Here is a 21,947-nt window from a genome sequence, read left to right as displayed (position 1 = left end):
CTCCCGCGGTCAGAACGAGAACGGGATGTAGCAGGCGGCGGCCAGGATCACCGCGCCCCAGCCCAGCAGGGCCGGCCTGCGGTACCAGGCGTCGTCGCCGGCGGCGGGCGGCTCGGCCATGCCGGGGGAGCGGGTGCCGTAGACGAGGCCTTCGAGGTCCTCCGCCGCCTTGGGGGCGGTGAAGAGCGAGACCGCCACCATCACCACCGCACCGGCCACGAAGCCCGCGATCGCCGAGACGAAGTTGGCGCCCTGGTCGGAGGGGATGCTGATGATGTCCCTCTTGTACAACACGAAGTAGTTGACCATCGCGGTCACCGTGCCGGCGAGCAGTCCCCAGAAGCCGGACTTCACGGACGCGCGCTTCCAGAACATGCCGACGATGAAGACCACGAACATCGGCACGTTGAAGAAGGAGAACAGCGTCTGGAGGTAGCTCATGATGTTCGAGAACGAGGACGCCAGGAACGCCGTGCCGATCGACGCGAAGACGCCGATCGCGGTGATGAGGCGGCCGAACCGCACGTAGTACTCGTCCTCGCGGTGCCTGACCACGTACCTCGCCCAGATGTCGTTGGTGAACACCGTGTTGAAGGACGAGATGTTGGCCGCCATGCCCGCCATGAAGGCCGCCAGCAAGCCCGTCACCGCGATGCCCAGGACGCCGTTCGGGAGCAGCTCCTGCATCAGGTACGGGATCGCGTCGTTGTACTGCAGGTCCGAGCCGCTCGTGCCGATGTTGGGGACCAGGACCGCTGCCACCAGGCCCGGGATCATCACCAGGAAGACGATGAAGATCTTCGGGTACGCGGCGATGAGCGGCGTGCGCTGGGCCGCCGACAGGTTCTTCGCGGACAGCGCGCGCTGCACCTCCGCGAAGTTCGTCGTCCAGTAGCCGAAGGAGAGCACGAAGCCGAGGCCGAGGACGATGGTCAGCCAGTTGGCGCCCAGCGGGTTCGCGCTGCCGATGCCGGTGCCGCCCCACGCGGTGGTGAAGTTGTGGCCGTGGGTGACGGTGAGCTTGTCGGTCAGGCCGTCCCAGCCGCCGACCTTCTTCAGGCCGAGCACGGAGATCGGGATGAGGGCCGCCAGGATCACGAAGAACTGCAGTACCTCGTTGTAGATCGCGGACGACAGACCGCCGAGGGTGATGTACGCGAGGACGAAGGCGCCGGCGACCACGATCGCCACCCACTGCGGCCAGCCGAGGAGCGCCTCGACGACGATCGCGAGGGCGTAGAGGTTCACACCGGCGATCAGGATGGCGGCAAAGGCGAACAGGATCGAACTGAGAATGTGCGCCCACTTGTCGAACCGCAGCAGCAGGAACTCGGGGACCGAGCGGACCTTGGAGCCGTAGTAGAAGGGCATCATCACCAGGCCCAGGAAGACCATGGCCGGGATGGCGCCGATCCAGTACCAGTGCACGGTGTAGGCGCCGTACTGGGCGCTGTTCGCGGCCATGCCCAGGATCTCGGTGGCGGCCAGATTGGCCGAGACGAAGGCCAGGCCCGTGATCCAGGCGGGCAGTGAGCGCCCGGACAGGAAGAAGTCGAGGGTCGTCTTCACCGAGCGCTTCGCGGCGAAACCGATGCCCAGCACCACGACGAAGTAGATGCCGAGGATCGTGTAGTCGAGCCCGTTCGTGGGGAGCCGGAGTTCGGCGGCGAGGGAGCCGGCCAGCTGGTTGGCCGTGTATGCGGGGTTTTGCATGCCCGTATCTATGCCCCATGGGCCCCTTAAGTCTGCCCAAGCTCCACAGACACCCCCCAAACCACCCCAGGCATTGACGTTGCTGTTGCCTTGTGGTTTGTTGTGTTCGGTTCTGTTTGAAGGTTTGAATGGGTGCGGATGGGGAGTCCGACTGTGAAGAAGACCTCGACCCGGCTGGCCGACGGTCGTGAGCTCATCTACTACGACTCACGCGACGACGTCGTGCGCGACGCGGTGGACCGGCGCCCGCTCGACCCCACCGTCACCACTTCGGAGGTACGCCGGGACCCGCTGCTCGGCGACTCGGTCGCGATCGCCTCGCACCGCCAGGGCCGCACGTACCACCCGCCGGCGAACGAATGCCCCCTGTGCCCGTCCTCCGGTGACCGGCTCAGCGAGATCCCCGACTCCTCGTACGACGTCGTGGTCTTCGAGAACCGCTTCCCTTCGCTGGCCGGCGACTCCGGCCGCTGCGAGGTCGTCTGCTTCACCTCCGACCACGACTCGTCCTTCGCCGACCTCACGGAGGAGCAGGCGGGCCTCGTCCTGGACGCGTGGACGGACCGGACGGCCGAGCTGTCGCACCTCCCCTCCGTCGAGCAGGTGTTCTGCTTCGAGAACCGCGGCGCCGAGATCGGCGTCACCCTCGGCCACCCGCACGGGCAGATCTACGCCTACCCCTTCACCACTCCGCGTACGGCCCTGATGCTGCGCTCGCTCGCCGCGCACAAGGAGGCCACCGGCGGCGGCAACCTCTTCGACGAGGTCGTCGCCCGCGAGGAGGCGGACGGCTCCCGGATCGTCCTGTCGACCGACCACTGGGTGGCCTTCGTGCCGTACGCCGCGCACTGGCCGTACGAGGTCCACCTCTACCCGCGGCGCCGCGTGCCGGATCTACTTGGCCTGGACGAGGCCGCGCGCACAGAGTTCCCCCAGGTGTATCTGGAACTCTTGAGACGCTTCGACCGGATCTTCGGTGAAGGGGAGCCCCCGACGCCGTACATCGCAGGATGGCACCAGGCGCCGTTCGGGCCGCTGGAGGACTTCGAAGGCGTCAACCGGGACGACTTCGCGCTCCACCTCGAGCTTTTCACCATTCGCCGTACTTCCGGCAAGCTGAAGTTCCTCGCGGGTTCCGAGTCCGGCATGAGCGTGTTCATCAACGACGTGCCGCCGGAGACCGCGGCCCAGCGACTGCGAGAGGTAGCGAGTTCATGAGTGGGAAGTACCTGGTCACCGGCGGCGCGGGATATGTCGGCAGCGTGGTCGCGCAGCACCTGATCGAGGCCGGTCACGACGTCACGGTCCTCGACAACCTGTCGACCGGCTTCCGCGAGGGCGTCCCGGCAGGGGCCTCCTTCATCGAGGGCGACATCCGCGACGCCGCCAAGTGGCTGGACTCCTCGTTCGACGCCGTACTCCACTTCGCCGCGTTCTCGCAGGTCGGCGAGTCGGTCGTGAAGCCCGAGAAGTACTGGGACAACAACGTCGGCGGCACCATGGCGCTGCTCGCCGCGATGCGCGAGGCGGGCGTCCGCAAGCTGGTCTTCTCCTCCACGGCCGCCACGTACGGCGAGCCGGAGACGACCCCGATCGTCGAGACCGCGCCCACCAAGCCCACCAACCCGTACGGCGCCTCCAAGCTCGCCGTCGACCACATGATCACCGGTGAGGCGGCGGCGCACGGACTGGGCGCGGTGTCTCTGCGGTACTTCAACGTGGCGGGCGCGTACGGGGAGTGCGGCGAGCGCCACGACCCCGAGTCGCACCTCATCCCGCTGGTCCTCCAGGTCGCACAGGGCCGCCGCGACGCGATCTCGATCTACGGCGACGACTACCCGACGCCGGACGGCACCTGCATCCGCGACTACATCCACGTCGCGGACCTGGCCGAGGCCCACCTGCTGGCGGTCGAGGCCGCGTCCCCCGGCGAGCACCTGATCTGCAACCTCGGCAACGGCAACGGGTTCTCCGTCCGCGAGGTCATCGAGACGGTGCGCCAGGTGACCGGGCACCCGATCCCCGAGGTCGTCGCGCCGCGCCGCGGCGGCGACCCGGCGGTCCTGGTGGCCTCGGCGGAGGCCGCCCGGGAGCGGCTCGGCTGGAACCCGTCCCGCGCGGATCTCGCGGGGATCGTCGCGGACGCGTGGGCGTTCGCGCAGAACAGGGACTAGGGACTGAGGAGCGAACAGGTGGGGCACGTGGGGCACGCGGGGCAGCAGGATGTCGGGCAGGCGGGTATTCGCGAGGGCTTCGAGGAGCTGTACGGCGCCGCGCCCGAGGGGGTCTGGGCCGCGCCCGGCCGGGTCAACCTGATCGGCGAGTACACCGACTTCAACGAGGGCTTCGTGATGCCGCTCGCGCTGCCGCACACGGCGGTGGCGGCGGTGTCCCGCCGGGACGACGGCGTACTGCGCCTGCACTCGGCGGACATCGATGGGCCGGTCGTCGAACTGCACGTGGACGAGCTGGTGCCGCTGACGAACACCAGCTGGGCCGCGTATCCGGCGGGCGTGGTGTGGGCGCTGCGCGAGGCGGGCCACGCCGTCACCGGCGCGGACATCCACCTGGCCTCGACGGTGCCGACCGGCGCGGGCCTGTCCTCCTCGGCCGCCCTGGAGGTCGTGACGGCGCTCGCGCTCAACGACCTGTACGAACTCGGCCTCACCCGCCCCGAGTTGGCCCGCCTGGCCCAGCGCGCCGAGAACGACTTCGTCGGCGTGCCCTGCGGGATCATGGACCAGACGGCGTCCGCGTGCTGCACCGAGGGGCACGCCCTGCACCTCGACTGCCGTGACCTGTCCATCCGCCAGGTCCCCTTCGACTTGGCCGCCCAGGGGCTCGAACTGCTGGTCGTCGACACCCGCGTGAAGCACGCACTCGGCGACGGGGCGTACGCCGAGCGGCGCGAAGGGTGCGAGGAGGGCGCGCGGCAGCTCGGGGTGTCGCACCTCCGGGACGTCGCGTACGAGGGGCTCGAAGCGTCTCTCGCGCGCCTGGCGGACGAGCGCGTGCGCCGTTACGTGCGCCATGTCGTCTCCGACGACCACCGTGTCGATCAGGTCATCGCGCTGCTGGACGCGGGTGACGTCCGGGCCATCGGTCCCGTCCTCACCGACGGCCACGCCTCGCTCCGGGACGATCTGCGGATCTCCTGCGACGAGCTGGACCTGGTCGTCTCCACGGCCAACGCCGCGGGGGCGCTCGGCTCGCGTATGACGGGGGGTGGCTTCGGTGGCTCGGCGATCGTGCTGGTCGAGTCCGGTGACGTGGACACCGTCACCAAGGCGGTGACGGAGGCCTTCGCGGCAGCGGGCTTCACGGCACCGCGCGTGTTCCCGGCGGTACCGTCGGCCGGGGCCCGCCGCCTGAGCTGACCCGTCCCAACTCCAGGGGCTCCGCCCCTTCGACCCCGTTCGGTTGTGTGTCGGGTGCGGGTGAGTGGGGGCTGGTCCAAAAGATTGCGCAGTTCCCCGCGCCCCTGACGGCGCGGGGCTTCGCCCCGCGATCCCCCGCCCGCCCTGATTCGTTTGGCTGCGGGTGGGTGGGGGCTTGTCGCGCAGTTCCCCGCGCCCCTGAAAGGGGCGCGGGGAACTGCGCAATCTTTTAGGGGGGTCTGGGGGCGCAGCCCCCAGGGATGGGACGGGTAGGGGCGGCGGGGGCGAGGAAAGTCCTGGTCAGGGCAGGTGTTTTGTCAGCGTGTACTCCGTGGCCCCCGGTGGATAGTCCGGAATCACGCACACCACCTCGTACCCCTGCTTCTTGTAGAAGTCGGGGGCCTGGAAATCCCATGTTTCCAGGCGGGAGTTGAGGCAGCCGCGCTCGGCGGAGGCGAGGTGTTCGGCCTCGGTCAGGAGGCGGGTGCCGAGGCCCGTGCCGCGGTGGGGCGCGTCGACCCAGAGGTACGTCACGTGGAGCCAGGTCGCCCACGTGTGGCCCACCAGGCCGCCGGCGAGGGCGCCCGTCTCGTCCAACGCCCAGATATGGAGCGGAACTTCGCGTTCACCCGGGGTTCCCCGCAGCGCGCGGAGGATCGGAGACGCCGCCGTGTTGGTGTCCCGCAGTCGCTTGCGGAGCAGATCGCGGCGGTCCTTGTCGTCTCCTGTCTCAATACGAAACATACGGCTCACCATAAACGCGCTGGCCAACCAGTTCTGCAAATTACCTTCCGCTCCCCGCCCCCGGCCTTACCCTGATGAACAGCGCCGGTGGGGGCCGGTGCTGATCAGGGGGCGAGACAGTCGGGTACGACGCCCGTAGTGGGGGTAGCAGTTCCAGCACGGCGGCGGCCGTGTGGCTGTGGCGCCCTGCTTTCCGAGTCGTCAATGGCTCGGGATCACTTCGGGCGCCGTACCCGCACCGGCCGTCCCCCGACAGTGGGGGTTTCAGAGTGGTTCGCATCCGAGTACTGGTCGTCGACGACCACCGCATCTTCGCCGAGTCGCTCGCTGCCGCCCTCGCGGCCGAGCCCGACGTCGACGTGTCCGCAGCGGGCAGCGGTCCCGCCGCGCTGCGCTGCCTGGAGCGCGCGGCGGCGGAAGGCCGCAGATTCGATGTGCTGCTCGTCGACGCGGACCTGGGCGGCAATCTGCCCGGCATGCGTCCGGCGGTGCCCGTCCAGGAGAGCAACGAGGACGGGCTGGTGGACGGGATTTCCCTGGTCGCCGGGGTGCGGTCCGGGCAGCCGAGCGTACGGACCGTCGTGCTCGCCGAGAAGGACGATCCCCGGCGGGCGGCTCTGGCGCTGCAGGCCGGTGCCTCCGGCTGGGTCGCCAAGGACTGTTCGCTGTCGCGGCTGCTCACCGTCATACGGGGGGTGCTGCGGGACGAGACGCATCTTCCGCCCGCCCTGCTCACCGGGGTGCTGCGCGAGCTCACCGCCGCGCGCAAGCACCGCACCGAGAGCGAGCGGCTCGTCGAGTCGCTCACGCCCCGGGAGCGCGAAGTGCTGCGGTGCATGGTCGCCGGGCTGGGGCGGAAGGCCGTCGCGGAGAGGCTTTACCTCTCGCCGCACACCGTCCGGACGCATATGCAGAACGTCCTCGGGAAGCTCGGTGTGCACTCGACCCTCGCCGCCGTGGCGCTCGCCCGGCGGGCCGGGGTCGGGCCCGTCGACCTAACCGGGGATGTTGTCGAACGGGGCGGTCAACTGGCGTAGCAGGCCCGCCAGTTCACCTCGCTGGGCCCTGCTGAGCTCCGCCAGGATTGCGCGCTCCTGGTCGAGGAGACCGGCCAGTGCCTGGTCGGCGCGGTCCTGGCCCTCTTCCGTGAGGCGTACGAGCACGCCCCTGCGGTCGCTCGGGTCGGGGAGGCGCTCCACCAGGCCCTTCTTCGTCAGCCGGTCGATGCGGTTCGTCATCGTGCCCGAGGTGACCAGGGTCTGGGTCAGCAGCTGCCCCGGCGAGAGCTGGTACGGGGATCCCGCGCGCCGAAGCGCGGTCAGGACGTCGAACTCCCAGGGCTCCAGGCTGTGCTCGGAGAACGCGAGACGGCGCGCACGGTCCAGATGCCGGGCCAGTCTGCTCACCCGGCTGAGCACCTCTAGTGGTTCCACGTCGAGGTCCGGGCGCTCCCGGCGCCATGCTGCGACCAGCCGATCGACCTCGTCCTCCATGACGATCAGTGTAGTGGTTGTGTCGACATGAAGTCTCTTGATGTGGAGAGTCTTGACGTCGAGATAGCTTGCTGTGAGAGTTGTGCGAGTGGAGGCCCGAACGGTCCTCACTCTCACGACGCCGGTGACTTTCGAGGAGGCCCACCCCATGCCTGCCAGCACCAACCCCGCCTGGGACCCCAGCCAGTACCTGCGTCACGCCGAGCACCGCGCCCGCCCCTTCGCCGACCTCCTCGCCCACGTCCCGCGACTGCCCCGCGACCCGGCCCGCATCGCCGACCTCGGCTGCGGCCCCGGCAACGTCACCACCCAGCTCGCCGACCGCTGGCCCGCCGCGCACATCACCGGCTACGACAACTCCGCGGAGATGCTCGCCAGGACCGGGGAGCACGCGGGCCCCACGACCGGCGGCGGCCGCCTCGACTTCGCCCACGCCGACCTCACGAGATGGGCGCCGGCGGACACGTACGACCTGATCGTCTCGAACGCGGCGCTCCAGTGGGTGCCGGGGCACCTGGAGTCCTTCCCGGCCTGGCTCGACGCGCTCGCCCCCGGCGGCACCTTCGCCTTCCAGGTCCCCGACAACATCGACGCGCCCCTGCACGCCCTGATGCGCGAACTCGCCGCCACCGCCCGCTGGAAGGACCTCCTCGACGGCGTCCTGCGCCACGAGGACTCGGTCCACCACCCGCTCGTCTACCTGGACCGGCTGACCCGGCTCGGCTGCGACGTGGACGTCTGGGAGACGACGTACATGCAGCTGCTGGCCGGCGAGGACCCGGTCCTCGACTGGGCGAAGGGCACGGGGCTGCGGCCCGTCCTCACCGCCCTCGCCGACCGGCCGGCGGACCGCGACGCCTTCGTCGCCGAGTACCGGGAACTGCTCCGCGACGCCTACCCGACGCAGCCGTACGGCACGGTGCTGCCGTTCCAGCGCCTGTTCGCCGTCGCCAGAAAGGCCGCCTGATGCTCGCCGCCGTCGACCATGTGCAGCTCGCCGCGCCGCCCGGCTCCGAGGACCGGCTGCGTACGTACTACGTCGATGTCCTCGGCATGACCGAGATACCCAAGCCGCCCGTCCTCGCCGCCCGCGGAGGCTGCTGGTTCCGGGCGGGCGCCGTGCAGCTGCACCTGGGGATCGAGGACGACTTCCGGCCCGCGAGGAAGGCGCACCCGGGGCTGCGGGTCACGGGCATCGAGGCGTACGCCGCGCGGCTGGCCGCCCACGGGGTGCCGGTCACCTGGGACGACAACCTCCCTGGCCACCGCCGTTTCTACTCCGAGGATCCGGTGGGGAACCGGCTGGAGTTCCTTGAGCTAACCGGCTGATGGCTCTCAGGGCGTCCGCCCCAGCCCCAGCATGCGTCTGATTTCCTTGTGCGGGATGCCCTCGCCGAGGGTTCCCTCGGCCTTGCGTCGCTGGTAGTCGGCAACGGCCAGGGCGTCTTCGAAATCCTCGATCACCTGGGGCGAGATCAGGAGCGCGGCGACGCGTCCGTGATCAGTGAGGGCGATGGTCTCGCGGCCGTAGGCCACACGGCGGACCAGGTCGTCGAGCTGAGAGCAGGCCGCACTGATCGCGATCTCGGTCATGCTCACACGGTTCCACAAGATCAACCCAGTGGTCCCCTGATTCAACTCTTCCGATGACCTATCAACCGCGGCTTGGGCTCCAGCCCGTCCAGGCCGTGCCACGCCAGGTTCACCAGATGGGCGGCGACCTCCGCCTTGCGGGGCTTGCGGACGTCCAGCCACCACTGGCCGGTCAGGGCGACCATGCCGACCAGGGCCTGGGCGTAGAGCGGGGCGAGCTTCGGGTCGAAGCCGCGGCTCTTGAACTCGCGGCCCAGGATGTCCTCCACCTGCGTCGCGATGTCCGAGATCAGCGACGCGAAGGAGCCCGTCGACTGGGGGATCGGGGAGTCGCGGACGAGGATGCGGAAACCGTCCGTGTACTCCTCGATGTAGTCCAGGAGGGCGAACGCGGCCTGTTCGAGGAGCTCGCGGGGGTGCCCCGCCGTCAGCGAACCCGTCACACCGTCCAGCAGGCGGCGCATCTCGCGGTCCACCACCACCGCGTACAGGCCCTCCTTGCCGCCGAAGTGCTCGTACACCACCGGCTTCGAGACGCCCGCCTTCGCCGCGATCTCCTCCACCGACGTGCCCTCGAACCCCTTGGCCGCGAACAGGGTGCGGCCGATCTCCAGCAGCTGCTGACGGCGCTCGGCACCGGTCATGCGGGTGCGGCGCGCACGCCGCGGCTTTTCATTGCTGCTCGGGGTGCTGCTGGAGTCGGTCGCCACGCCTTCAATCATGCCGCGTCGGCGGTTTCCGTCTTGCCTCGGGAGCCGCTGCCGTCGGTGTTCCGGCGGGAATCGATACGCGAGCGTGATGGCCAGCGCACGTCAGAGGCCCAGCCGAGCTGCTCGCACCAGCGGATGATCCGCGCCGAGGAGTCCACCTGGCCGCGCATCACACCGTGCCGCGCGGACGTCGGGTCGGCATGGTGCAGGTTGTGCCAGGACTCGCCGCAGGACAGCACGGCCAGCCACCACACGTTGCCCGAACGGTCACGCGACTTGAAGGGGCGTTTGCCCACCGCGTGGCAGATCGAGTTGATCGACCAGGTCACGTGGTGCAACAGCGCCACTCGAACGAGTGAGCCCCAGAAGAAACCCGTGAACGCGCCCCACCACGACATCGTCGCCAGACCGCCGATCAGCGGCGGAAGGGCCAGCGAGAGCATGGTCCAGTAGATGAAATGGCGTGAGATCGCGCGGATCGCCGGGTCCTTGATCAGATCCGGCGCGTACTTCTCCTGCGGCGTCTGCTCCTCATCGAACATCCAGGCGATGTGTGCCCACCACAGGCCCTTCATCAGCGCCGGAACCGTCTCGCCATAACGCCACGGCGAATGCGGGTCACCCTCCGCGTCGGAGAACTTGTGGTGCTTGCGGTGATCGGCGACCCAGCGCACCAGCGGCCCCTCGACGGCCATCGAACCGGCGATCGCCAGCGCGATCCGCAGCGGGCGCTTCGCCTTGAACGAACCGTGCGTGAAGTAGCGGTGGTAGCCGATCGTGACGCCGTGGCAGCCGAGGTAGTAGAAGAACACCAGCAGGCCGAGATCCAGCCAGCTCACCCCCCAGCCCCACGCCAGCGGCACCGCCGCGAGCAGCGCCAGGAACGGGACGGTGATGAAGAGGAGAAGTGTGATCTGTTCGAGTGACCCCTTCTTCTCGCCGCCCAGTGTGGCGGACGGGAGCGGAGTGCCGTCGTCGTGCGCCTGCGGGGCGTCGTCGATCACATCGGAGCTCGTGGTCATGGGCGTCCCCTGTGGGGTTCGAGGGTGCGGAGAGTGGCCGGATGCGGGATTCCACGGTCCTCCCGGCGTCTGACGGGAAGACCTACGGGTCCGTAACCTACGGCGTCGTAAGTATGGCAGCGCGTAGCCCGGCGGCAAGAGCCCGTGAGCCTGCGCGTCCGCATGGACACCTATCCTTGGAGTCGGTCGGACAGCGCGGTCCGTTCTGAATTCTTCCCGGATGCCACGTCCCCTAAGCGGCACCCGCCGCGCGGTCGCCACCCGGGTTCCCTCCCAGACGAGCCTCAGACGAGATTCCAGACTCTTCAGAACTCTTCAGACGAGCTTCCACACTGCAAGGAGCCGCACCTGTGAGCAGTGCCGACGACCAGACCACGACGACCAGCAGCGAGCTGCGCGCCGACATCCGCCGCCTCGGCGATCTGCTCGGTGAGACCCTCGTCCGGCAGGAGGGCCCCGAGCTCCTGGAACTGGTCGAGAAGGTCCGCCGCCTGACCCGTGAGGACGGCGAGGCCGCCGCCGAGCTGCTGCGCGGCACCGAACTGGAGACCGCGGCCAAGCTGGTCCGCGCCTTCTCCACCTACTTCCACCTGGCGAACGTCACCGAGCAGGTGCACCGCGGCCGCGAGCTGCGCGCCAAGCGCGCCGCCGAGGGCGGGCTCCTCGCCCGTACGGCCGACCGGCTCAAGGACGCCGACCCCGAACACCTGCGCGAGACGGTCAAGAACCTCAACGTCCGCCCGGTCTTCACCGCACACCCGACCGAGGCCGCGCGCCGCTCCGTCCTCAACAAGCTGCGCCGGATCGCCGCGCTCCTGGAGACCCCGGTCATCGAGGCCGACCGCCGCCGCTACGACACCCGACTCGCCGAGAACATCGACCTCGTCTGGCAGACCGACGAACTGCGCGTCGTCCGCCCCGAGCCCGCCGACGAGGCCCGCAACGCCATCTACTACCTCGACGAGCTGCACGCCGGCGCCGTCGGCGACGTACTGGAAGACCTGACCGCCGAACTGGAGCGCGTCGGCGTCGCCCTCCCGGACGAGACCCGCCCGCTCACCTTCGGCACCTGGATCGGCGGCGACCGCGACGGCAACCCCAACGTCACCCCCGCCGTCACCTGGGACGTCCTGATCCTCCAGCACGAACACGGCATCAACGACGCCCTGGAACTCATCGACGAGCTGCGCGGCTTCCTGTCGAACTCCATCCGCTACACCGGCGCCACCGAGGAACTCCTGGAATCCCTCCAGACCGACCTGGAGCTCCTCCCCGAGATCAGCCCCCGCTACAAGCGCCTCAACGCCGAGGAGCCCTACCGCCTCAAGGCCACCTGCATCCGGCAGAAGCTGGAGAACACCAAGCAGCGCCTGGCCAAGGGCACCCCGCACGAGCCCGGCCGGGACTACCTGGGCACCGGCGAACTGCTCCACGACATGACGCTGATCCAGACGTCACTGCGCGAGCACCGCGGCGCCCTGTTCGCCGACGGCCGCATGAACCGTACGATCCGTACGCTCTCCGCCTTCGGCCTCCAGCTCGCCACCATGGACGTACGCGAACACGCCGACGCCCACCACCACGCGCTCGGCCAGCTCTTCGACCGCCTCGGCGAGGAGTCGTGGCGCTACGCGGACATGCCGCGCGAGTACCGCGCCAAGCTGCTCGCCAAGGAACTGCGCTCGCGGCGCCCGCTGGCACCGACCCCGGCGCCGGTCGACGCCGCCGGCGAGAAGACCATCGGCGTCTTCCAGACGGTCAAGAAGGCGCTGGAGGTCTTCGGACCCGAGGTCATCGAGTCGTACATCATCTCGATGTGCCAGGGCGCCGACGACGTGTTCGCTGCCGCCGTCCTCGCCCGCGAGGCCGGACTCCTCGACCTGCACGGCGGCTGGGCGAAGATCGGCATCGTGCCGCTCCTGGAGACCACCGACGAGCTCAAGGCCGCCGACACGATCCTTGAGGACATGCTCTCGGACCCGTCGTACCGCCGTCTCGTGGCGCTGCGCGGGGACGTCCAGGAGGTCATGCTCGGGTACTCGGACTCGTCGAAGTTCGGTGGCATCACGACGTCCCAGTGGGAGATCCACCGCGCCCAGCGGCGCCTGCGCGACGTCGCCCACCGCTACGGCGTACGGCTGCGGCTCTTCCACGGCCGCGGCGGCACCGTCGGCCGTGGCGGCGGTCCCTCCCACGACGCGATCCTCGCGCAGCCCTGGGGCACGCTGGAGGGCGAGATCAAGGTGACCGAGCAGGGCGAGGTCATCTCCGACAAGTACCTCGTGCCCTCGCTGGCCCGCGAGAACCTGGAACTGACGGTCGCGGCCACGCTGCAGGCCTCCGCCCTGCACACGTCCCCGCGCCAGTCCGACGAGGCGCTGGCCCGCTGGGACGCCGCCATGGACGTGGTGAGCGACGCCGCCCACGCGGCCTACCGCAGGCTGGTCGAGGACCCGGACCTTCCGACGTACTTCCTCGCCTCCACGCCGGTGGACCAGCTCGCCGATCTGCACCTGGGCTCGCGGCCCTCCCGCCGCCCCGGCTCGGGCGTCTCGCTCGACGGTCTGCGCGCCATCCCGTGGGTGTTCGGCTGGACCCAGTCCCGGCAGATCGTGCCCGGCTGGTACGGCGTCGGCTCCGGCCTGAAGGCGCTGCGCGAGGCCGGTCTCGACACCGTGCTCGACGAGATGCACGGCCAGTGGCACTTCTTCCGCAACTTCATCTCCAACGTAGAGATGACGCTGGCCAAGACGGACCTGCGGATCGCCCAGCACTACGTCGACACCCTCGTCCCGGACGAGTTGAAGCACGTCTTCGAGAACATCCGGGCCGAGCACGAGCTGACCGTGGCCGAGGTGCTGCGCGTCACCGGCGAGGCCGAACTCCTCGACGCCACCCCGGTGCTGAAGCAGACCTTCTCCATCCGCGACGCCTACCTGGACCCGATCTCCTACCTCCAGGTCGCCCTCCTCAAGCGCCAGCGCGACGAGGCTGCCGCCGGCGCCGAGCCCGACCCGCTGCTCTCGCGGGCCCTGCTCCTGACGGTCAACGGCGTGGCGGCGGGCCTGCGCAACACCGGCTGAGCACCCCCTCCGCAAACGGGCGGTGCCCCCATGCTCGTACGAAGCATGGGGGCACCGCCCGTTTCACGGCTGTGGCTAGTTCTGGCCGGCCTTGCGGCGGCGGAACACCAGGTAGCCGCCCGCACCGACCAGCGCGGCAGCGGCAGCCGAGAGGAGACCGACCGGGGCGCTGCTGCCAGTCTCCGCGAGGTCGCCGCCGCCCTGGGCGGACGGGGACGAGGAGACGGAGGGCGCCGCCTCACCGGAGGACGAGGACGCCGACGGGGCCGGGGAAGCGCTCTCGCCGACCGTGCTCGACGGCGAGGCCGACGCGGACGGCGTGGCCGACGTCGACGGCGTGCTGCCGCCGCCACCCGAGTCCTCGCAGTCCGTCCAGAACACCTTGTGCTTGGCGGCACCGTTCTCGCCGTCGAAGTTCCAGAACAGCTTGTAGTGGCCGTCGGGCAGCGACAGGTCGTTCGTACGGCCGTGGCCCTCGGCGTCGAGGGTGATCTCGCCGGACTTCACGGTCTCGCCCTTGGAGTCGGCGGTCGGAGCCCAGGCCTCGATGTGCCAGTCGACCTCCTGGACGCCGTCGAAGCCGAACGCGTCGAGATAGAACGTGCAGACGTGCGGCTCGTTCTTGCGGAGCTCGTCGCCGGTGGTGGCGTCGTGGATCTTGACGGTGCCGTTGTCGCCGGGAACGGTGGCGTGGGCGGCGGTGGGCGCGATCAGCAGCGCTGCGGAGATGCCGGCGACAAGCGCGCCGGCGCGAGTGAGGGTACGCATGGGCAGTCCATCTTCGGGCGGGGAAACGGAAGATGTGGAGGGGGCGGCTCAGCATCCATTTCCGATGGGGACGGGTCAAGCGGCAGAACGTCCCCCGTGCACCATGCGTTGCGGATCGCCCCGGTAATCGCGCATCACAATCAGAGAACGCACAGGTTTTCCATGAGCATGTGGATGCCGGACATGCGGACGCAGTGACATGCGGACGTACCCCAGGTCACAGCGCCAGGAACGTCACCGTCAGCAGCGCCAGCCCCGCCCCGCCCAGCACCCAGGCCACCCGGGTCATCCGCAGACCCCCCGCGACCACCACCGAGGCGAGCAGCAGGGCGCCCGCGAGAGGGACCCAGGCGTAGAGGATCCCGGCCGGGCCGGAGCGGACGACGTCATCGCTGCCGGGCTTCACGGTGACCGTGTAGACCTGGCCCTTCTTCACCGCCACCGACTGCTCGATACGCACACGCGCCCGCGCCTTCGAACCCGAGGACGCCGGAGTGTACGGACCCGTACAGACCCCCTTCGAGCACGCCTTCACCACCATCGTGCCCTGCTCGCGGCCCTTGCTCAGCATCACGTGCTGGGCGGTGCCCCAGGAGGCCCAGACGCCCGCGATCAGGATCAGCCCGGCGACCGCGCCCATCGCCGCGAGCCGCCCGAACCGCAGCGCCGCGTACGCGCCCTGGCGGGAGCCTTGACTTGAGGTGACGGCAGGCATGGCGGGGATCATTGGCCATGGCCGTGCACCCGGTCAACTCCGGTGGGGGACAAGTCAGCAGTTGTACGCGTACTTCGACCGGCTACGAGTTGTACGTGCCCTGCGCCCGCTCCAAGCCGTCGATCACGAGGCACTCCACGGCATCCGTCGCGCGGTCCACGAAGTAGCCGAGCTCCTTGCGCTCCGCCGACGCGAAGTCCTTCAGCACGAAATCCGCGACCTGCATACGGCCCGGAGGGCGCCCGATACCGAACCGCACCCGGTGATAGTCCGGGCCCATCGCCTTCGTCATCGACTTCAGGCCGTTGTGGCCGTTGTCGCCGCCGCCCAGCTTCAGCCGCAGCACGCCGTAGTCGATGTCCAGCTCGTCATGGACGGCGACGATGTTCGCCACCGGCACCTTGTAGAACTCCCGCAGCGCGTTCACCGGACCGCCGGACAGGTTCATGAACGACATCGGCTTGGCCAGGATCACCCGACGGTTCGCCGGACCGGGCGGGCCGATACGGCCCTCGATCACCTGCGCCTGCGCCTTCCCGGCCCGCTTGAACTTGCCGCCGATCCGCTCCGCCAGCAGGTCGGCCACCATGAAGCCCACGTTGTGCCGGTTCATGGCGTACTCGGGGCCGGGGTTGCCGAGGCCCACGATCAGCCAGGGGGCATTGGCATCGGTCGTCACGTCCGTGTCTCCCATGTGTCCTTGTTACGCGCCGTGTCCTTGATACGCGGCAGCCGCCGCTCCCGGTCGGAGCGGCGGCTGACACGGATGAAGATTCCCGGGGGAATCAGGCCTCGGCGCCGGCCTCGGCCTCGCCCTCCGCGGGGGCCTCCTCCGCCTGGGCGGCCAGGACCTGGAGGACGACCGCGTCCTCGTCGATCGCCAGCGTGGTGCCCGCGGGGAGCGGGATGTCCTTGGCGAGGATGGACGCGCCGGCCTCAAGACCCGCGATGGAGACGGTGACCGACTCCGGGATGTGGGTGGCCTCGGCCTCGACCGTCAGCGTGTTCAGCACGTGCTCGAGCAGGAAGGAGCCCGGCGCCAGCTCGCCCTCGGTCTGGACGAAGACCTCGACGGTGACCTTCTCGCCGCGCTTCACGAGGAGCAGGTCGACGTGCTCGAGGAAGCCCTTGATGGCGTCACGCTGGACGGCCTTCGGGATCGCGAGCTCGGTCTTGCCCTCGATGTCCAGGGTGAGCAGGACGTTCGGGGTACGCAGGGCGAGCTGCAGCTCGTGGCCCGGCAGCGCGATGTGGACCGGCTCGGTGCCGTGGCCGTAGACAACCGCGGGAACCTTGCTCGCGCGGCGGATGCGGCGGGCGGCGCCCTTGCCGAACTCGGTGCGGGTCTCGGCGGCGAGCTTGACCTCGGACATGTTCACTCCTCGTAGATCAGTTGGGGAAGGTGGTCACCCGGCCAAAAACAATCGGCCTGCTACGAAGAGCGCGTCGATAACGGACCGCCGTACCCGCCTCGTAAAGCGGTACGGCCTCCCTCGCCGAGCAACTGTGACAGCTTACTCGGCGGGGAGGCCGTACCAGAAATCGATCTACGGGATCGACCGGTGGAGCGGGGGCTTACTGCTCCTACTGCTCCTCGAACAGGCTCGTCACCGAACCGTCCTCGAAGACCTCGCGCACCGCGTTCGCGATCGTCGGCGCGATGGACAGCACCGTGATCTTGTCGAGCTCCAGCTCGCCCGGCGTCGGCAGCGTGTCCGTGAAGATGAACTCGCTGACCTTGGAGTTCTTCAGACGGTCGGCGGCCGGGCCCGAGAGGACACCGTGCGTGGCCGTGACGATGACGTCCTCCGCGCCGTGCGCGAACAGGGCGTCGGCGGCCGCGCAGATCGTGCCACCGGTGTCGATCATGTCGTCGACGAGGACGCAGACGCGGCCCTTCACATCACCGACGACCTCGTGGACGGTGACCTGGTTGGCGACGTCCTTGTCACGGCGCTTGTGCACGATCGCGAGGGGCGCGTCGAGACGGTCGCACCAGCGGTCGGCGACGCGCACACGGCCGGCGTCCGGGGAGACGACCGTGAGCTTCGCCCTGTCGACCTTCGCGCCCACGTAGTCCGCGAGGATCGGCAGCGCGAAGAGGTGGTCGACCGGGCCGTCGAAGAAGCCCTGGATCTGGTCGGTGTGCAGGTCGACCGTGAGGATGCGGTCGGCGCCCGCCGTCTTCATCAGGTCGGCGATCAGACGCGCCGAGATCGGTTCACGCCCACGGTGCTTCTTGTCCTGACGGGCGTAACCGTAGAAGGGCACGATCACGGTGATGGAGCGGGCCGACGCGCGCTTCAGCGCGTCGATCATGATCAGCTGCTCCATGATCCACTTGTTGATGGGAGCCGTGTGGCTCTGCATCAGAAAACAGTCGGCGCCGCGGGCGGACTCCTGGTAGCGGATGTAGATCTCGCCGTTCGCGAAGTCGAAGGCCTTCGTCGGGACAACCCCGACACCCAGCTTGTGGGCGACCTCCTGGGCAAGCTCGGGGTGGGCGCGGCCGGAGAAGAACATCATCTTCTTCTCGCCGGTCGTCTTGAACCCGGTCACAGCACTGTCTCCTCAGAGGTGTCTCAGCCGGTGCATGAAGAGGCCGTCTCAACTGGAGTGCGAGAGGCGTCCTCAGCTGGGGGGTGCGGGTGTGCACTTATCACGGTACGCCGTGTCAGACGCACCTGTTTCCGGTCAGGCTTCGCCTTCCGGCTCCCGGGAAGCCTCCGCCGCCGCCTTCGCGGCCGCGCTCCCCGGACGCTTACGGGCCACCCAACCCTCGATATTCCGCTGCTGGCCACGGGCCACGGCCAGCGAACCGGGCGGCACATCCTTGGTGATGACCGAGCCCGCCGCGGTGTACGCGCCGTCCCCGATCGTGACAGGAGCCACAATCATGTTGTCCGCACCGGTACGGCAGTGCGAGCCGACCGTCGTGTGGTGTTTGTCCTGTCCGTCATAGTTCACGAAGACGCTGGCGGCACCGATGTTGGTGTACTCGCCGATCGTCGCGTCGCCCACGTAGGACAGATGCGGGACCTTCGTGCCCTCGCCGATCCTCGCGTTCTTCGTCTCGACGAACGCACCGACCTTGGCCTTCACACCGAGGCGAGTACGCGGCCGGAGATACGCGTACGGCCCCACGTTCGCCTGCGGCCCGACCTCGGCGCCGTCGGCGACCGAGTTGTCGACACGGGCCCCCGCGCCCACCTTGGTGTCCTTCAGACGGGAGTTGGGGCCGACCTCGGCGCCCTCACCCAGGTGCGTCCTGCCCTGGAGCTGGGTCCCCGGGTGCACGATCGCGTCCTGCTCGAAGGTGACCGTGACATCGACCCAGGTGGTGGCCGGATCGATCACCGACACCCCGGCGAGCATGGCCCGCTCCAGCAGCCGGTCGTTGAGAATGCGGCGGGCCTCGGCGAGCTGCACCCGGTTGTTGATGCCGGCGATCTCACGGTGGTCGGCGGCCACGGCCGCGCCGACGCGGTGCCCGGCCTCACGCAGAATCCCGAGGACGTCGGTCAGATACTCCTCGCCCTGGCTGTTGTCCGTCCGCACCTTCCCGAGGGCGTCCGCGAGAAGCTGCCCGTCGAAGGCGAACACCCCGGAGTTGATCTCACGGATCGCGCGCTGCGACTCGCTGGCGTCCTTGTGCTCCACGATCGCGGTGACCGCGCCGCTGGCACCGTCCCGCACGATGCGGCCGTAGCCGGTGGCGTCGGGGACCTCGGCGGTCAGCACGGTGACGGCGTTGCCGTCGGTCGTGTGGGTGGCGGCAAGCCTCTGCAAGGTCTCGCCGCTGAGCAGCGGGGTGTCGCCGCAGACCACGACGACGGTGCCGTCCACGGTGCCGCCCAGCTCCTCCAGGGCCATGCGTACGGCGTGGCCGGTGCCGTTCTGCTCGGCCTGCACCGCCGTCCGTACGCCCGAGTCGGTCTCCGTGAGATGCGCGACGACCTTCTCGCGGGCGTGGCCCACCACGACGACCAGGTTCTCGGGGTCCAACTCGCGCGCGGCGGCGAGCACATGGCCGACGAGGGAGCGGCCACAGATGTCGTGCAGGACCTTGGGTGTGGCCGACTTCATACGGGTGCCCTCACCCGCTGCGAGAACGACGACGGCTGCCGGGCGATTGGCGCTCACGGGTATGCCCTTCGGCTTCGGATGGCTGGGGTGTGGACATCCGCAGGATACCGGGGCGTATCAGGGGTGACATGAGAGCGGGCCCTGACAGAGCTGTCAGGGCCCGAATCGAGCATGGCTCCCCCGCCAGGACTTGAACCCGGACAGATGGCACCAAAAGCCACAGTGCTGCCAATTACACCACGGGGGATCAAACTCGGCTAAACCGGACATTTGGTCAGGTCGCCGAGTCGGCACCCAACACTATGCCGTACCAGGCGCCTTCAATGCGACGGTACAGATCGGCACTCTGGCGAACGTAGATCACGAGGCAGCCCCGGTAGTTGTCGCCGACGTTCTTGCGGACCGTCTTGGGGTTGTGCTTCTTGAGGGTCGTCTTGTTGAAGAGGTGGCTGTCGCCTCCGATGTGATCGGCCCAGTAGCGCTCGGCCGCGGCCACATCGGCGGATTCGTGGATCATCACGCGGAAGCGCAGACGGTCCCGCTCGACCTGGAGGAGATTGAGCCAGGCGAGGAACACGGAGATCATTCCCGGGTCGCTGTTGACGAAGAGGACCTGCTCTCGGCGGCTGTAGGGCTTGTCTTTGGCGCCCTCTGCCCAGTAGAGGCCGACGCCGAGGAGGAAGAGCTCGCGGTCGGAGAGTTCTCCGATCTCTGCGGCAGCCGCCCGTTTGGTTTCCTCGCGTTCGCGGTCCTGTGAGGCGCGCAGTCGTGCGAGCCCCGCGTTCATGCGTGCGCGCTGTTCCTCCGGGGTGCAGCGGGGTTCCGGGTGAGGCAGATCTCGCACCCAGAGCGATACCGAACTCTTCGAGCACCCGAGCTCCGCCTGGATCTCGTTGTAGGTCCAGCCTTGCTGACGCAGCTCGCGAGCCCTGTCGCGCAGGTCGTCCTTCGCGTTCGGGCGCTTCGTCCATTCCGGGGGCGGCTCGCCCTCGACGAGGCGTTGAAGGGTCTCCTTGTTGTGGACCTGGAGCTCGTCGCGGATCTGCCGAAGGCTGAACCCCGCTCGCCGCAAGGTCACCGCCCGCTCCCGCAGCCCCTCGAAATCCGCGTACTTGCCCTGTGCGTGTGCCATAGGCATACCGTCCGGGCGGAATGGAGGCTTCCGGGGTCGAACGGTGAGCGATTCAGCAGTTCGAGGGATACCGGCAGGTTTCGCTTCTGTTCGATTGCGGAGCGTGGTGTAGGCCAGTAGCCGAAACTCACCGGAAAAGGGGCGGGGGCCGACCGTAGGCTGGAGGCATGACCACGACGGGGGAAGAGCACACCGCGGCCGGGACCGGGCCGTGGTGGTGGGTCAGGTGGCGCAGTGCGGTGCTCGACGCGAGTCTGGCGCTGGCGTCGGCGGTCGAATGCGCGGGCGAAGGGATTCGGTTCGCCCATGACGCGGGGTTGCCCGTTCCGGTGGGGGTGGGGTTCGGGGTTGTCGCCGGGTCCGTGCTGCTGCTGCGGCGGAAGTGGCCGATCGCCGTCGTGCTGGTGTCCATCGCCATCACGCCCGCCCAGATGGGGTACCTCATGGGCCTCGTCGGGCTGTACACGCTCGCCGCGTCCGAGCTGCCGCGGCGGATCATCGGGGCGCTGGCGGGGATGTCCTTCGCCGGGATGCTGATCGTCACGTACGTGCGGGCGCACCAGGGTGTGGTGCGGGGGGACGTGACCATGGGGGACTGGTTCGTCCCCTTCGCTTCTCTTACGACCGCCATCGGGATGACGGCTCCGCCCGTTCTGCTCGGGCTGTACATGGGGGCGCGGCGGCGGCTGATGGAGAGCTTGCGGGAGCGGGCGGACTCGTTGGAGCGGGAGCTGATGCTGCTTGCCGAGCGGGCGGAGGAGCGGGCGGAGTGGGCGCGGAACGAGGAGCGGACGCGGATCGCCCGTGAGATGCATGACGTGGTCGCGCATCGGGTGAGTCTGATGGTGGTGCATGCGGCGGCGTTGCAGGCCGTGGCTCGGAAGGATCCCGAGAAGGCCGTGAGGAACGCGGCGCTGGTCGGGGACATGGGGCGGCAGGCGCTGACCGAGTTGCGGGAGATGCTGGGGGTTTTGCGTACGGGGGACGGGTCGGGGGCGGGGTCGGCGGCGCGGGTGCAGCCGGTGCCGTCTGTGCCGTCTGTGCCGCTGGCGGCGGTGGGGGTGGCTGCTGCTGCGGCGGCGTCTCGGGCGGCCGGTGATTCCGGGTCCGCGGAGGGGCCGTGCCTTGCTGAGCTGGACGAGCTCATCGGGCAGTCGGCGGCTGCGGGGATGGTGGTTGATCTGTCGGTGGAGGGTGATGCGCGGGCCTATGCGCCGGAGGTCGAGCAGACGACGTACCGCGTGGTGCAGGAGGCGTTGACGAACGTCCACAAGCACGCGGCGGGTGCGAAGACGTATGTCCGGCTGGCTCATCGGGTTTCCGAGATCGCGATGCAGGTGGAGAACGAGTGCCCGCCGGAGCCGGGGGCGGTGTCGTCGGTGCATCTGCCCAGTGGGGGGAATGGCCTGCTGGGGATGAAGGAGCGGGTTGCCGCGCTGGGGGGCGTGTTTGTGTCCGGGCCTACTGATGGGGGTGGGTTTCGGGTGTCTGCGGTGATTCCGACGTAGGTG

At 69.2% G+C, this 21,947-nt stretch carries 21 protein-coding genes and 1 tRNA gene; 8 read left to right on the top strand and 14 right to left on the bottom strand.

Going from position 1 to position 21,947, the window contains the following annotated elements; translation table 11 throughout:
• Nucleotides 1–9 precede the first annotated feature (9 nt).
• Nucleotides 10–1,713, bottom strand: a complete 1,704-nt coding sequence (locus AB5J50_RS21300) for a sodium:solute symporter family protein (protein WP_369260019.1) — start codon at nt 1,711–1,713, stop codon at nt 10–12.
• A 153-nt stretch (nt 1,714–1,866) separates the two neighbouring features.
• On the opposite strand from AB5J50_RS21300, the gene galT reads away from it, so the two are divergent.
• From galT to galK, 3 genes are all read left to right on the top strand, one after another.
• Nucleotides 1,867–2,931, top strand: coding sequence for a galactose-1-phosphate uridylyltransferase (galT, locus tag AB5J50_RS21295; protein WP_369260018.1), 1,065 nt, complete (start codon nt 1,867–1,869; stop codon nt 2,929–2,931).
• Nucleotides 2,928–3,887 (top strand): UDP-glucose 4-epimerase GalE, encoded by a 960-nt coding sequence (gene galE, locus AB5J50_RS21290; RefSeq protein WP_327429329.1) that lies wholly within the window; start codon nt 2,928–2,930, stop codon nt 3,885–3,887. The genes galT and galE overlap by 4 nt, the downstream gene beginning before the upstream one ends.
• A 66-nt stretch (nt 3,888–3,953) precedes the next feature.
• Nucleotides 3,954–5,090: a galactokinase gene (gene galK, locus AB5J50_RS21285; protein ID WP_369265466.1), complete on the top strand. Its 1,137-nt coding sequence runs from the start codon at nt 3,954–3,956 to the stop codon at nt 5,088–5,090.
• 300 nt (nt 5,091–5,390) lie between these two features.
• Here galK and AB5J50_RS21280 read toward each other — a convergent pair whose 3' ends face one another.
• Nucleotides 5,391–5,846, bottom strand: a complete 456-nt coding sequence (locus AB5J50_RS21280) for a GNAT family N-acetyltransferase (protein WP_369265465.1) — start codon at nt 5,844–5,846, stop codon at nt 5,391–5,393.
• Nucleotides 5,847–6,103: 257 nt separating this feature from the next.
• Here AB5J50_RS21280 and AB5J50_RS21275 point away from each other — a divergent pair, with 257 nt between their 5' ends.
• Nucleotides 6,104–6,871 carry a LuxR C-terminal-related transcriptional regulator gene (locus AB5J50_RS21275; RefSeq protein WP_369260017.1) on the top strand — a complete coding sequence of 256 codons (768 nt, stop codon included), beginning with the start codon at nt 6,104–6,106 and terminating at the stop codon, nt 6,869–6,871.
• Here AB5J50_RS21275 and AB5J50_RS21270 read toward each other — a convergent pair.
• Entirely contained in the window at nt 6,830–7,327 is a 498-nt protein-coding gene (locus tag AB5J50_RS21270; RefSeq protein WP_369260016.1) for a MarR family winged helix-turn-helix transcriptional regulator, read from the bottom strand. The two genes, AB5J50_RS21275 and AB5J50_RS21270, sit on opposite strands and share 42 nt — an antisense overlap.
• Nucleotides 7,328–7,475: 148 nt before the next feature.
• Between AB5J50_RS21270 and AB5J50_RS21265 the strand changes: the two genes are divergently transcribed.
• Entirely contained in the window at nt 7,476–8,294 is an 819-nt protein-coding gene (locus AB5J50_RS21265; RefSeq protein WP_369260015.1) for a trans-aconitate 2-methyltransferase, read from the top strand.
• Nucleotides 8,294–8,656: a VOC family protein gene (locus tag AB5J50_RS21260; protein ID WP_369260014.1), complete on the top strand. Its 363-nt coding sequence runs from the start codon at nt 8,294–8,296 to the stop codon at nt 8,654–8,656. The genes AB5J50_RS21265 and AB5J50_RS21260 overlap by 1 nt, the downstream gene beginning before the upstream one ends.
• Nucleotides 8,657–8,662: 6 nt before the next feature.
• Here the strand turns inward: AB5J50_RS21260 and AB5J50_RS21255 are convergent, their stop codons facing one another.
• From AB5J50_RS21255 to AB5J50_RS21245, 3 genes are read right to left on the bottom strand one after another with little or no spacing between them, the layout of a single operon-like run.
• A complete protein-coding gene (locus AB5J50_RS21255) occupies nt 8,663–8,920 on the bottom strand; it encodes a type II toxin-antitoxin system prevent-host-death family antitoxin (protein ID WP_369260013.1) in 258 nt (85 codons plus the stop codon).
• A gap of 41 nt (nt 8,921–8,961) precedes the next feature.
• Complete coding sequence (locus tag AB5J50_RS21250) at nt 8,962–9,642, bottom strand: TetR family transcriptional regulator (RefSeq protein ID WP_369260012.1); 681 nt, start codon at nt 9,640–9,642, stop codon at nt 8,962–8,964.
• Nucleotides 9,639–10,652 (bottom strand): acyl-CoA desaturase, encoded by a 1,014-nt coding sequence (locus tag AB5J50_RS21245; RefSeq protein WP_369260011.1) that lies wholly within the window; start codon nt 10,650–10,652, stop codon nt 9,639–9,641. Before AB5J50_RS21245 ends, AB5J50_RS21250 begins: the two co-directional genes overlap by 4 nt.
• Nucleotides 10,653–11,002: 350 nt before the next feature.
• Between AB5J50_RS21245 and ppc the strand changes: the two genes are divergently transcribed.
• The gene (gene ppc, locus AB5J50_RS21240) at nt 11,003–13,735 is read left to right on the top strand and encodes a phosphoenolpyruvate carboxylase (protein ID WP_369260010.1); all 2,733 of its coding nucleotides are present in this window, start codon (nt 11,003–11,005) and stop codon (nt 13,733–13,735) included.
• Between the two features lie 75 nt (nt 13,736–13,810).
• Here ppc and AB5J50_RS21235 read toward each other — a convergent pair whose 3' ends face one another.
• From AB5J50_RS21235 to AB5J50_RS21200, 8 genes are all read right to left on the bottom strand, one after another.
• Entirely contained in the window at nt 13,811–14,503 is a 693-nt protein-coding gene (locus AB5J50_RS21235) for an LPXTG cell wall anchor domain-containing protein (protein WP_369260009.1), read from the bottom strand.
• Between the two features lie 217 nt (nt 14,504–14,720).
• Nucleotides 14,721–15,230: a hypothetical protein gene (locus tag AB5J50_RS21230; protein ID WP_327429317.1), complete on the bottom strand. Its 510-nt coding sequence runs from the start codon at nt 15,228–15,230 to the stop codon at nt 14,721–14,723.
• A gap of 70 nt (nt 15,231–15,300) precedes the next feature.
• Nucleotides 15,301–15,912: an aminoacyl-tRNA hydrolase gene (gene pth, locus AB5J50_RS21225; RefSeq protein WP_327429316.1), complete on the bottom strand. Its 612-nt coding sequence runs from the start codon at nt 15,910–15,912 to the stop codon at nt 15,301–15,303.
• A gap of 91 nt (nt 15,913–16,003) precedes the next feature.
• Nucleotides 16,004–16,591, bottom strand: coding sequence for a 50S ribosomal protein L25/general stress protein Ctc (locus AB5J50_RS21220; RefSeq protein WP_369260008.1), 588 nt, complete (start codon nt 16,589–16,591; stop codon nt 16,004–16,006).
• Nucleotides 16,592–16,802: 211 nt separating this feature from the next.
• Nucleotides 16,803–17,777 (bottom strand): ribose-phosphate diphosphokinase, encoded by a 975-nt coding sequence (locus AB5J50_RS21215; RefSeq protein WP_327429314.1) that lies wholly within the window; start codon nt 17,775–17,777, stop codon nt 16,803–16,805.
• 135 nt (nt 17,778–17,912) lie between these two features.
• On the bottom strand, nt 17,913–19,361 hold the full coding sequence (glmU, locus tag AB5J50_RS21210; protein ID WP_369260007.1) for a bifunctional UDP-N-acetylglucosamine diphosphorylase/glucosamine-1-phosphate N-acetyltransferase GlmU: 1,449 nt from the start codon (nt 19,359–19,361) through the stop codon (nt 17,913–17,915).
• A 115-nt stretch (nt 19,362–19,476) separates the two neighbouring features.
• A tRNA-Gln gene (locus AB5J50_RS21205) sits at nt 19,477–19,551 on the bottom strand.
• Nucleotides 19,552–19,578: 27 nt separating this feature from the next.
• On the bottom strand, nt 19,579–20,436 hold the full coding sequence (locus AB5J50_RS21200; protein ID WP_369260006.1) for a hypothetical protein: 858 nt from the start codon (nt 20,434–20,436) through the stop codon (nt 19,579–19,581).
• Nucleotides 20,437–20,603: 167 nt separating this feature from the next.
• Between AB5J50_RS21200 and AB5J50_RS21195 the strand changes: the two genes are divergently transcribed.
• Nucleotides 20,604–21,944, top strand: coding sequence for a sensor histidine kinase (locus AB5J50_RS21195; protein WP_369260005.1), 1,341 nt, complete (start codon nt 20,604–20,606; stop codon nt 21,942–21,944).
• Nucleotides 21,945–21,947 lie beyond the last annotated feature (3 nt).

Origin of the sequence: Streptomyces sp. R35, assembly GCF_041053035.1 — a bacterium.
GTDB lineage: Bacteria > Actinomycetota > Actinomycetes > Streptomycetales > Streptomycetaceae > Streptomyces > Streptomyces lutosisoli.
Note: the sequence above shows the minus strand (reverse complement) of the source record. Positions and strands in the feature narration are given on the sequence as shown.